The sequence below is a fragment of the Anaerobacillus sp. 1_MG-2023 genome, assembly GCF_030547345.1.
Taxonomy (GTDB): Bacteria; Bacillota; Bacilli; order Bacillales; family Guptibacillaceae; genus Guptibacillus; species Guptibacillus hwajinpoensis_B.
Genome location: NZ_JAUORD010000001.1, coordinates 259,690 through 272,187, shown reverse-complemented (window position 1 = coordinate 272,187; position 12,498 = coordinate 259,690). Strand labels below are relative to the sequence as shown.

Below are 12,498 nucleotides of genomic sequence, written 5' to 3'. Positions count from 1 at the left end.
GGATGCGAGTCTAGCAAGTGGTCGAGCTGAACTAGATTCAAAAGCCGGCACTATTTCATATCTTCATAAAAATCAGTTCACTGAAGCTGAGGAAAAAGTGGACCACTATGTTAAGAAGTATGGAGCAAAAAACATAACATTTGTTGGTCATTCACTTGGTGGCGGATTAGCTCAGTATTTTGCTGTAAACCACGATTCCAATGCCATAACGTTTGCAGCAGCAGACATATATTCACTTCTAACGCCCGAGCAACAGCAAAATACTGTTAATGGAGAATATAAAGATAATGTGATCAGCTATACATACCCTAATGATATTGTTGGAACGTATTATAATAAGTCCGTTGGATCAGTTTATTATATGGGAAATCCCGACCAGGCAGGCATGCCATGGTTGGAAACACATGGAATTAACAACTATCTTGACGAGAATCTATTTAGCACCGAGGGTTACTTTGTCCCACAGGTACTATTTGACGAAAAATTACAAAGCAAACTCACCCTATCCCCACTTGCCTTGAAAAACAGTGGTGTCTCTGACTTCCATATCCAAATCCAAGAAGCCTTAATGGAAATGTATGTGCAAGAAATGAAACACAGCGAGGAGCAGATTGAAGCAACGAAACAGGCGCTGCTCGAATTCCTTGATGTGTACATGAACACGATGCGCGACATGAAAAGCAAATACATCAGTTCGGTAGGAAGCGGGCAATTTGATAAGTTAAATACATCAGACGTGGAGAGTTACTTTCATGAGTTTACGAAAGCGCCAGTTGACGGGGTACCGATGTTATTTGATATTCAGATGTTCGATAGTTTAATGGCTTCACTTGGTGATACTCATCAGGATACAGTGGATATCGCTTATAACATGGAACGAATGAGTCAAGACTTCATGCGAGCCGATCAATATCTTGCGCAGTGGCTAAGGTACGAATCATAATGAGAGGAAGGTGAAGAAGTGGACTTTGATTTTGACTGGTGGAACGATTACTGGGAAAGGCAGCGGCAAAAAGATGCCTTAAGAACGCAGATCAAAAGTGATCTAGAAGCGGAAGCAAATCTATTAAACGCTCATTTAGAACATTGCTACGCGGTCGGATCGCTTAGTGAGCGACATAAAGCGATTCTCAATCAGATTGAACATAACTTTGATGGTCAGGCGAATAAGGCGCTTGTGCAGCGGTTTGAAGAAAATGAGTTAAAGTTAATTAAGATGAAGATGATGTATGAAATGTTGCATGACAGTATAAAGGTAAGGTGAAGGACGTCTCGGAATCGGGAGGTCCTATTATTTTTGAATTTTGTAGGTTAGTAGAGTAAGAGGTGTAGGGTACACACAGTGAAAAGATAGGTTGTAAAGAGACAAACTTCTATAGGTGCAATTGAATGGAAAGCTGATAGCTTATTGTGATTTAACACGCTCAACTTGGTTTTGAAGTGTTGAATAAGCAAAGAGAGGAAAAGCTAATTTCTGAAAGACGGAGGTTAGCTTTTATGTATCATTTGTGGAAAGGGTATTGATCAAGCTAAATAAATTTATTTCAAATGAACGATTTCTAAGAGGTCAGCGTCATATAGGTGCAGGTAAAGGAGAGGGTTGTATGGAACGCGAGGAGGAGATTCAATTAATTCAGCAGGCACAAGCTGGAAACGATGATGCGTTCACTCAGCTTTTTCAGTGCTATTATGCTTTCCTCTACAAATATCTTTTAAAGCTAACCTTAAATGAAGAAATCAGCGTGGATCTTGCTCAGGAGACGATGATGAAGTGTTATGTCAAACTTACTTCGTATAAAGGAGAAGGGAAGTTCTCGACGTGGATGATTTCGATCGCTTCTAGGCTGTACATTGACATGCTTCGGAAAGAAAAACGAGAAAAGAAATGGGTAGCTGAAGAAAAGCGTACCTTATCGCGAAAGCTAGCCTGGGACTCGAGTACAAAAGGGATGAATTGGAGCGATCTTTTCACAGATTTTAATGCGTTAGACTCCACGCTCAGAGTTCCGATCTTGTTACGGCATTATTATGGATACTCGTATGATGAAATTGGGAAAATGCTCGGGATACGCTCAGGAACAGTGAAATCCAGGGTGCATACAGGTTTACGGAAGTTACGAAAGGAGTTGGATACGCCGTGAATGACAAGGAAGAAGAAAAGATTGTGCAACACCTCAAGCAGGATTGGCAGCATATCGATGATCTTGGAAAAGAATCACTTTCTCAGCTTGATATGGAGAAACAACTAGTCCTGTTTCAACAAAAAAAGAAAAAAGCGTTTTACATCGAAAGTACGCTCTTCTTGTTTACAGCGGTCGTGATTTTAACCGTGGTTATCGTAAGTCTTTTTGAAGCTCCACTTTTCTTTCTATACTTCCAGATCGCTGCAACTCTGATTGCTCCTTTTGCTGTCTATTTCACTTATAAGAAAGTGAATAAGAAAGGAATGTTTGATTATGACAAATCTTGAGCTCTACGTCTTTGTTCCGATTCTTATTCTCTTGTTACTCACGCAAAGCATGCTTCTCTTTGTAGATGCAAAGAAAAAAGGGAGTTACCCGTGGCTATGGGGGATCTGGGGATTGATTCAATTACCGATGCCGACCTTATTTTACTTGCTGTTCGTCGTATGGCCATATAAACGAAGGTTAAAGGGGAAGAGGTGAAAAAATGGACATCTTGAACGATATAAACTGGGCGTTAGTGGCGCCATTGTTGATCTTGCAGACGATCTTAACCATTTCAGCGCTTGTTAGTTGTATCAAACAGAAAGAAACAAACGGACCAAAATGGATGTGGATCCTTCTTATTCTCTTTGTGAATCTCTTTGGGGCAATCCTTTACTTTGTGATCGGACGTAAAAACAGTTAGGCGGTGAAAATCATGCTTGTTAAAATCGACAATCTATCGAAACAGTTTAAAGGTAAAAAAGCTGTCTCGAATCTCTCCTTCACCATTCAAGAGGGAAGTTGCATGGCCCTATTAGGTCCTAATGGAGCGGGTAAAACAACGACGCTGCAAATGTTAGCTCGAATGCTCACACCTGACTCGGGATCCATCCAATTTAACGGATATCCGAACAAAGACTATCGGCCATTGATTGGCTTCTTACCTCAGCATCCATCCTTTTTTAATTGGATGACAGCCAAAGAATTTCTTTCTTTCGCCGGTAAGCTATCGTCGATACCAAAGGCAGAGCTTCATGATCGCGTAGTGGAGGTGCTAGCGTTCGTCAGCTTAGAAGAGGCAACGACTACAAAAATCGGTGGCTTCTCAGGTGGAATGAAACAGCGCCTCGGATTAGCGCAGGCGTTGCTTCACAAACCGAAGCTTCTCATTCTAGACGAACCGGTATCTGCGCTCGATCCAAAAGGAAGACGAGACTTTTTACAACTGATAGAAGTACTGAAACAGAACATGACGATTTTATTTTCGACTCATATCTTGCACGATGCCCAGCAAATTTGCGATGAAGTTCTTATTCTGCAAGATGGCTGCTTAAAATGGAAAGGATCATTACCTTCTTTGCGTAAAGAATTTGATTTATTGCCAATTAAATTACAAACCGAAGAGCTGATGAACGGAATCATCGAACAGCTTGAGATCATCGAAGCTTATGAATACATTGATCCTAAAACTGTGAAAATAAGACTTCATGCGCATGTTCTTCCAAATGAGCTGTTACAGGAGCTCATTAACCGGAATAAAGCAGTCACTCATTTTGAAATGATGCATGATTCATTAGAAGATGCTTATATGAAGGTTGTGAGACAATGAATCGATTTCTAACGCTATTACACAAAGAAATTCTCGAGCTAATACGGAATGGCAAATGGATTTGGCTTCCTGTCGTACTGATGATCATCGGCATCTCGCAACCTCTAACTAGTTACTATATGCCACAAATTCTTGATATGGCCGGCAACCTACCAGAAGGAGCTAGTATCACGATCCCGACACCTACGGGTGAAGAAGTATTGAGCGGCGCCCTGTCTCAATATGGCACGATCGGTACCCTTCTGTTCGTTCTCGCAACCATGAATGTGATCGCTCAGGAGCGGCAAAACGGTTCCATTACGCTTGTTATGGTGAGACCCGTTAACGAGTGGCAATACTTAGGCAGTAAGACTGTGGCCCAGCTTGCCCTATTGCTTTTCTCACTTCTATTAAGCTACTGCCTCACATGGTATTATACGAATTTATTATTTACTTCAGTAGACTGGAAGCTCATGATGAGTAGCCTCGTCATTTACTCCTTTTGGGTTCTCTTTGTCGTCTCTGTTACCATTTTTGTCGGAACAATTCTCCAGCATAATGGAGGAATAGCCGGCGTTAGTATTCTCTTTCTTTCGCTGCTCAGCCTGCTAACGTCACTACTTCCGAAATTTATGGAATGGAGTCCAGGAAACATACGAGGAGAAGCGATGAAGGTTTTAGTCGAGCAGCAGTGGACCGAGTCAGCCTGGGTCGTCATCGGTAGCACGACGATCTTATCGCTCTTATTGTTTATTGCAGGTGTTATGGTGCTGAAGAGGTATAGGCATTATTAATAGCGGGTGACAGGCACCCGCGAATTCCCTACGACTAACGTATAAATGATCCAAGCGGCGTCAATAATGAAACGACTTAATCCGATTGAGGTGGCTTTATGTATTTATTATTCGTGATGGTCGTTTGGATCTTTTTTGCTTATAAATTTATCGACTGGACACAGTGGAGAAAGCAGTATGCTACCATTCTCTTTTTCATAGTGGTCAATCTTACATATAACTTCCTCTATTACAATCACACACTATGGGCGTTCAGAGGAGTTACGGCAGAATGGATCAATCATTCGATTATTAACATGGCCTTCACTTTCTTTATCTGTCCCGTTGGTCTCATCATCTACCTGCAGCGCTTTCCAAAGAAAAGGATCAATCAATTCAGTTACATCGCCATATGGGCAGGATTCTACACGGTGCTTGAGACGATCTTCGCCTATAAAGGCTTGTACGTCTATGATAACGGCTGGAACGGTTGGTTAAACATTCCCTTAAATATCATCCTGTTCGTGATGATTTATCTCCATTATCGAAGTCCGGTAAAAGCACTCATCATCTCCATCCCCATCGCCATCCTTTTCTATTTATTTTTCCCCGTCCCATTGGACAGTCTAAAATAATTAAGGAGTGGAGCAGCCATTATGATGATCCGTGATGTTCTATCTGTACCCGTCTTTTTGATATTGGCGCTGATAACGTATAGTGCCATGTGGATTTATTTGCGTAGGAAGAAAGTGAATAAGGATGAAGAATGATGAGGGGATTAAACTTTTGCAGGATGTCGAGGGAGGTTCGATGTCCTGTTTTTTGTTTTTAACTGTCTCCTAGATCTCATAATAAGAGTAGTTTATTTTTATTTTAGTACTAAACATTAGATCTTTCTGTACCGATTAAGAAAATAAGAGAAGAAATATATTATGACTATTGTATTAAATAAGGAGTGTCGTTATTAGTTAGGGAAGGACATCCTAGGGCTAGAGAAGTGGTCACCAAAGAGAAAGTTGTCGCCACAGTGAGTACTGAAATCACTGAGTTAGTTAAGCGGTATGAAGGTGAATGATCAATATTAATGATTCAAAATTCATTACTTCAAAATGAATTAGCTCAATTGAAAGTACAATTAAATATAAACATAAACCCTATGGAAGTTATTGGTTTATTAATATAGGAAAACTCCCTTACTACTTTAGGGAGTTTTCCTTTTGTCAGAGTATGACTTTTGTCATAAATAATAATATCCAATTCAGGAAAACGCTGTTATTCTATTAATAGACTTATTACATGTTTTGTAAGATATTTGTTACTATATTATTATTTTAGCAAGATTATATTTTAAAGGGTGGTTAATTTGTATCAGGTTTTTGAGAGATTTTTTAAATTTATTCAAAATTTAGGTGTGGAAGGATTCACGGGATACTATCTCGCATTCCAGTTTATCCTTTTCCTAGGGATGATTGCTTTTACTGCCATAAAGATAGCGAAAGAAATAGGGATTATGCGACGTTTAAAACCAAAGCTCGAAGGCATTAATCCATCCACTATAGATCGAGAGAAAGCATCAAACGTTGATCAGGAACTACAGGACGCATTTATGATTTTACCTAAATCGAAGTATAAACAACAATGGGATCGTTATTTTAGGCGTTCCTCACAAAAAGGCGAGGATGAAAGAATCCGGGTAGAACCGTTCTTTAGTTTTGATGTTCTCATGCATCATCTCGGTTACCGTTCCATTTTAGAAAGTGGAGCTGGAACAAGCGTTAGTCTTGGAGTCCTTGGAACATTTATCGGTTTATCTGTTGGGTTGGCTGATTTAAATGTTGGAGATACTGATGCACTGCGTACAGGAATAGATGGCTTGTTATCAGGGATGAAAGTGGCTTTTTATACCTCAGTATTTGGTGTACTCTTATCACTCCTATGGACGTTTTATGATAAAGGAATTAGTAGTCGTCTTGAAAGCCATATTGACTGGCATGCCGAAAAACTTGACTTCCTTCTCAATACAGATGATGAAGAACTTTTCCTTAATCGGTTAGAGAAGATTTCACGTAACCAGGCGGACCATCTGAAAACACTTTTAACAGATGCGCTAGAAAAAGTAATGCATCCTGTAATGAATCAAATGCAGTCTTCAAATGGACAGGTGACAGACGCATTTAATAATCTTTCAGAGCAATTTAGTGGTTTTCAGTCTGGTATAGAAAATCAAACAAAACTATTAGAAACACAGTTCCAATACACACAACAAAACAGTAATGATATGACTAACCATCTAGTAGACCAAATTACAGGTGGAACAGAGCAGTCGATCAATCAGTTCAGTACGCTCATAAGTGAGACACAACAGATGCAGCAGGAAATGATGGGGACCATCAATAAAGTGGTACATAACATAGCTGAATCAGAGGAAAGGCAAGCAAGTACCTCACAACAAACAGAGCGGATGCTGAGTCAATTTCATAGCATGACTGAAGAACTGGAATCAATGCGTAGTAGCTATAAAGACACTTCTTCATTTATGAATGAATTAGGAGATACGATTAGTAGTGTTCAAAAGTTATCAGAACAACAGCTTCCAATTCAACAGGATGTGATGAGAAGTAATCAGCACCTTGCGGAAAAATATGAAACCATTTCAGCTGGCTTTGAATCGTTCAACGAAAATATAGAAGGACGTCACAATGAATTGCTTAATGAAGTAATCTCCTTCACGTCCAAAATGTCAACAACTTATCGGGATATGACCGAGAAATTCAATGAATCACTTTCAACCCAAATTAAAACGATCAGTGAATCGGAATCTCTTCTCCAAAATGTAAGAGAAATCGTCTCTACGCTTGTTCCACTTGCTCCTGAACTTAGAAGTGTTATGACAAATCTCGATGACCTTCGTGGGAAACTGAGTGAAACACAACAAATACAATCGCAACTTCTACCTGAAATGATTGATTTACGGAAAGATACGAATACGACAATTACTTCAGCACTAGCAGATACAAGAATGTACATGGAAAAGATGGAAGATCAAATTAGCTCCTTGCAAACTCATTGGAGTGTAACGGAAAGTAGTTTCAAAGATACGCGCGATATCCTTGATACATCTGTAAAAGGTTTTAGTGAAAATGTCGATAATGGCTTGAGTAAAACATTCCACCATCTTGATGAAACGATGACGAAAGCAGTCAATACGGTTAGCAATATGATTAATCAGTACAGTGACCTACAACAGGAGTTAGTAGAAGGACTTGAAGATCTTAGTGAACAAATCAATCAAACGAATCGTAAAGTGACTAGCTAATGAAGTACCGCAAGCGAGAAGAAGTCAACTACTGGATGTCATATGCGGATTTGATGAGTGCGATGCTCATGATCTTTGCCCTTCTCTTAACTCTAGTGATTCTGGATTACCGTGAATTGTTAGAGGCAAAGGAAAAACAAATCGAAGAAGTTGTGAGTGTGAAGACCGAAATTATCGAAGCACTGACAGATGCCTTCGAAGAATCAAATTTAGAAATAGAAATTGATCAGCAAACTGGAGCGATTCGCTTTCCGGGTAGCATTTTATATGAATCAAACTCTGCTGATCTATCACCAAAAGGCGAGAAATTCTTAAGAGATTTTGTACCGAAGTATTTTGGGATACTACTACAAGATCAATTTAAAGACGATATCTCATCGATTATTATCGAAGGTCACACGGATAAAAAAGGCGACTATATGTATAACATGCAGCTATCTCAGAGCAGAGCGCTCTCAGTACTCGAGTATGTATACAGCGATGAAATGGGAGATTTTAAACAGAGAGAACTTGCACAGTCTATTGTAACTGGAAATGGGCGAAGCTTTAGTCAGCCTTTGAACGACAGTAAAGGGAAGTATGATCCTGATCGATCAAGAAGGGTTGAGTTCTTATTCCGACTGAAGGATGACGAGGCGATCAAAGAAATCGAAAAGCTGGTTGATAAATAATGAAATATGTCTATGAATTTCATCTCCTCAACAACTGGGCGAGGGATAACCGAGAATTTCGGATCAAGATGAATGATGATTTGTCAGGGGCAAAATATCAGAGTAAGTTGGAAGGTTTGAAGCAAGAATTTCTAAGCCTTCCCTATTTTCAAAAGTCATCAACGTGGATGAAATCGTTAAGTAAACGACAAAGGAATCTTGTTCCATACCTGTACGATCAGAACCTAGAAGCAAAACAAAAAAGCTTCTTGCTCCATGCTATCAAATCAAGCATACCTGAAGAGAGACGGATGTTTCGTACGTTGGTGGATGTGCTTTATCAAACGTGTGACGTTGATGCTCTATGGGAACTGGTTCGAAGTTCTCAAGTGGCGTATTCGGAGCGGATTGAAAGAAGGATGGAACCAGAGCAGTCCGACAAGTGGGAAAGGTTTCTTCAAGCAGATGAGCCGGTATCTTATTTAGCTGAAGAAGGATACAAGAGTGATAATGGATTTATCGAGGAGTTAAGTACTTACTATTTAACTGAGAATATGCCGCTATTTAAGTATGTTTTGCTTGATGTGCTTAAGATAGCGGATGAGGATTTCTTCATTAAAGAGAGGGTGCTATATAAAAAGTATTTTTCTGATGCAACTAATTTAGAACAGCAAGAAATGGCTGATAGCTTAATTAAGAAATGTAATCTCAATAGGGTTGAGGATCTTGGTAAGCTAATTTATGAAAAGTTAAAGATTTATCGTAGAAAACCAATGCTGTGGAAATACGTGGGTGAAGAAGAAAAGAAGCGGTTCTCTCAATGGATTATTCGACTTGAGGTAAAAGACTTCTTTGAACAGGTTGATAAAAGTCATGAACGATATCGGTACTGGGAGAAGTTTCTTTTCAAGTTAGAGGATGTAGTGGTAACTGATGAGAAAAGAACATTAATAATGTATTTCTCTGACGTAGTCGTTATGGAAGTGTTGGGAACAGGGGCCGTTTATGTTTATAACAATCGTACATTCAATAACTACTTTCAGAAAAAGGTTGATAAGTATTTAGCGGATAAGGAAAAAACGTATCCAAGAGGGCATCAACCTAAAGAACTGAAAAGACATGAGCTTATGGAGAAATCCCTCACAGTTGAAGGTGGGTGGTTGATTCATAGTGGGGATTGGCAGTATAAATTTGATTATTGGCTAAAATATAGGTTGAAGTGGGAGGTGGACAAGGATGTTCTTTCGAAAGAAAAAGCAGCACTCGATGCAGGTGAAACGCATACCTCATAATGATGGAATTGATATAGGCATTGAACTAGTATCAGGTAAAGATTCACAAGAACTATCACTACCTCTCTCAAAAGAAGAAATTGAAAACTACTACAAACTACCGGGATTTCAAGCATATGTGTCCTGGGAAGAGCTTCACGATGCAGGATTATTAACTGACTCTAGATTAAGTTATGAAGACTACTATCAACTATTAGAAGAAGAAACTGGAGTGGAGTTACTAGAACAGCTCCAGTTACCTGTTCAAGAAATGAACGTTCATGGAGAATTAAAGTTAGATTCTCTTCCGGAACAAGCGAATCTTAAGCTTGTGTTAAAAAATGAAAACGCTCAAACGATTGATCGAATTGGAAGACGTAATGGAGCAATAGCCGTGATTAATCAGCAGCTATTTCTTTTGCCTGGGAAAGTTTACGAGCTTCAAAAAGCTATCGAAGCAGAGTATGAAACAGGCTACCAGAAGATAGGCGTCTGTCAGAAGCTTGCGAATGAAGCACACATCGATCAGGAGGATTTTTTAGAGAACGAGTCTTATCATGTAGTCGATTCTTATGACCTTGAAATGAAAGTCCATTCGCCGAATCACATCGAGTTACAACCCGTTGGAAGCACTCCGGCCGAAACGACCGTGCTTGGCTCGCCTTCTCCAGTAACAACGTACAAAACGAGTAACAAACGAGATCGTTTCGTGCGAACGGAAAAAATCAGCCGTGACATCATTCAACTTTCAAAAAAGCGACACATTACTGGGGAAGAGGTACCACTTTTTTTTGAAAACCCGCTTGCCGTGTTACCTGAACACGATTATGAATTTGATCTTGAAGCCTTTTCTGAACGAGTAAGAGGAATTATTCCAATTGAAAAAGTTCGCCCATATTCTCAGGGGGACAGCGGGATTCAATGGTTTGATCCTGAAGCAGATCAGCAAGTGGCATATGATGAAGATTTTCTAAGAACGCTAATGGAGCAGCATCCTAACGAGCAGTACATTCAACACGAAAACAAGTGGATTTATCTTGATCCGCAAATGCGCAAAAATTTACTTGAGGAAGTTGTTGAGGAAGATCAATCTCTCAAGAAGAATTTCACTTTAGATATTAAAGACAATGAAGCTGATCTTGAATATCGGTTAGAAGCGAATGACACCGAACAGGTTCAAGAATATCCGATACCTCAAACATTGAAAGCTGACTTATTTGATCATCAAGTTGAAGGTTTTCAATGGCTTTGTCATCTTGAAGAGAGAAGCAGAGGTGGTTTATTAGCTGATGATATGGGATTAGGAAAAACGATGCAGGTAATCACTTTTCTACTACATCAGAAAAATCAGGGAAAGCATTCTCCAACTCTACTCGTGTTACCTGTTGCCCTAATGGAAAACTGGATTGAGGAAATACGAAAGTTTGCCCCTGATCTACTAAGCAGTCTTTATATCCATAAAGGCTCAGGAAGAAGCAAATCATCGGCCCATATTAGTAGCTATGATCTTATCTTCACAACCTATGACACACTTAAAATCGATCAACTGCTATTTGGTAAGATTAACTTTCAATCGATCATTTGCGATGAGGCGCAGAACGTAAAGTCTCACAGTAGCCAGCGATCACGTGCACTCAGAGCAATGAAGTCAGAATTCCGACTCGCCATGACGGGCACACCTGTTGAAAATAGTTTGGAAGAACTGTGGGCGATTATGGACTTCGTTCAACCAGGCGAATTAAATTCCTTAAAGGATTTCAAGCAACAATACATCGAAGCAGCAGATTACGACGGACTACTCAAGGCGATCCAACCGTACTATCTCAGAAGAACAAAAGAAGGAATCTTCAGCGATCGCTTACCAAAGAAAGAAATCAAGGATCCTATCTATGTTGAAGCCTCAAAGATTCAGAAGTCCATCTCAGAATCAATGCTTCAAACGAAAGAGACTGGACAAATAGCAATATTGAATATGCTCATGAGACTAAGGCAATTGTACGGTCACCCTGGAGTCATTATTCCGGAGTATGAAGCGTTACCAGCAAGCGAGGTCCCAAAAGTAAAGGAAGTGATGAGCGTTATTGATCGCATCAAAGAAAAAGATGAAAAAGTTCTCATCTTCACCGAGTTTCGTAAGCTTCACTCCATCTTTAAACGTCTCTTTATGGAAAAGTATGGAGTGTCTGTTCCAATTATTGATGGAAACACGGCCAACAGGCAAGGAGTCGTAAAAGAATTTAATAGTCGTCCAGGGTTTGGGATCATGCTGCTCTCTCCGAAGGCTGCAGGTGTCGGACTAACAATCACAAGCGCCAATCATGTTATCCACTACACTAGATGGTGGAATCCAGCTGTTGAGAACCAGGCCACGGACCGGGCATATCGTATTGGTCAGGAGAAGGACGTGTCTGTTTATCAGGTGATTACAAAAGATGGGCAGAATTTTCCTAATGGAACGGTTGAAGAGCTGATGCATGAGCTGTTGGAGAATAAGCGGGAGTTGGCGGGGAATGTGATCATTCCGTTTGATATGAGGGAAGTTCAGGAGATGGTGGTGAAAAAATTAAAAGTTTGAAGAAGGCAAATCGAAACGATTGCAGGTAATGAATAAATGTAGAGAGCCATCTCCTTATTTGTATAAGTTTTGAAATTTTTATTAAGAATGCCATCATCACTATTTATTTTAAGAAGGGGATTAAACCCTTTTTTTTACAATTGTCAATTTTTTTTGA

General features: G+C 39.8%; 12 protein-coding genes and 1 pseudogene. All 13 read left to right on the top strand.

Annotated elements, in window-relative coordinates; genetic code table 11:
- Positions 1-46: 46 nt before the first annotated feature.
- Positions 47-943: pseudogene (locus tag Q4550_RS01405) on the top strand (YqiA/YcfP family alpha/beta fold hydrolase); the annotation flags it as partial.
- An 18-nt stretch (positions 944-961) separates the two neighbouring features.
- Positions 962-1,264, top strand: coding sequence for a hypothetical protein (locus Q4550_RS01400; RefSeq protein WP_166000794.1), 303 nt, complete (start codon positions 962-964; stop codon positions 1,262-1,264).
- Positions 1,265-1,604: 340 nt separating this feature from the next.
- Entirely contained in the window at positions 1,605-2,141 is a 537-nt protein-coding gene (sigY, locus tag Q4550_RS01395; RefSeq protein ID WP_303529713.1) for an RNA polymerase sigma factor SigY, read from the top strand.
- Positions 2,138-2,470, top strand: a complete 333-nt coding sequence (locus Q4550_RS01390) for a YxlC family protein (protein WP_303529710.1) — start codon at positions 2,138-2,140, stop codon at positions 2,468-2,470. The genes sigY and Q4550_RS01390 overlap by 4 nt, the downstream gene beginning before the upstream one ends.
- On the top strand, positions 2,457-2,666 hold the full coding sequence (locus tag Q4550_RS01385) for a transcriptional regulator (RefSeq protein ID WP_159781743.1): 210 nt from the start codon (positions 2,457-2,459) through the stop codon (positions 2,664-2,666). The genes Q4550_RS01390 and Q4550_RS01385 overlap by 14 nt, the downstream gene beginning before the upstream one ends.
- 4 nt (positions 2,667-2,670) lie before the next feature.
- Positions 2,671-2,871 (top strand): PLD nuclease N-terminal domain-containing protein, encoded by a 201-nt coding sequence (locus Q4550_RS01380; RefSeq protein ID WP_303529705.1) that lies wholly within the window; start codon positions 2,671-2,673, stop codon positions 2,869-2,871.
- Between the two features lie 12 nt (positions 2,872-2,883).
- Entirely contained in the window at positions 2,884-3,777 is an 894-nt protein-coding gene (locus tag Q4550_RS01375) for an ABC transporter ATP-binding protein (protein WP_303529704.1), read from the top strand.
- Positions 3,774-4,550 carry an ABC transporter permease subunit gene (locus Q4550_RS01370; protein ID WP_303529702.1) on the top strand — a complete coding sequence of 259 codons (777 nt, stop codon included), beginning with the start codon at positions 3,774-3,776 and terminating at the stop codon, positions 4,548-4,550. The genes Q4550_RS01375 and Q4550_RS01370 overlap by 4 nt, the downstream gene beginning before the upstream one ends.
- 98 nt (positions 4,551-4,648) lie before the next feature.
- Entirely contained in the window at positions 4,649-5,164 is a 516-nt protein-coding gene (locus tag Q4550_RS01365) for a CBO0543 family protein (RefSeq protein ID WP_303529699.1), read from the top strand.
- Positions 5,165-5,892: 728 nt separating this feature from the next.
- A complete protein-coding gene (locus Q4550_RS01360; protein ID WP_303529697.1) occupies positions 5,893-7,845 on the top strand; it encodes a MotA/TolQ/ExbB proton channel family protein in 1,953 nt (650 codons plus the stop codon).
- Entirely contained in the window at positions 7,845-8,516 is a 672-nt protein-coding gene (locus Q4550_RS01355) for an OmpA/MotB family protein (RefSeq protein ID WP_194220757.1), read from the top strand. Before Q4550_RS01360 ends, Q4550_RS01355 begins: the two co-directional genes overlap by 1 nt.
- Entirely contained in the window at positions 8,516-9,787 is a 1,272-nt protein-coding gene (locus tag Q4550_RS01350) for a hypothetical protein (protein WP_303529694.1), read from the top strand. Before Q4550_RS01355 ends, Q4550_RS01350 begins: the two co-directional genes overlap by 1 nt.
- On the top strand, positions 9,732-12,341 hold the full coding sequence (locus Q4550_RS01345; RefSeq protein WP_303529692.1) for a DEAD/DEAH box helicase: 2,610 nt from the start codon (positions 9,732-9,734) through the stop codon (positions 12,339-12,341). Before Q4550_RS01350 ends, Q4550_RS01345 begins: the two co-directional genes overlap by 56 nt.
- The last annotated feature ends 157 nt before the right edge of the window (positions 12,342-12,498 follow it).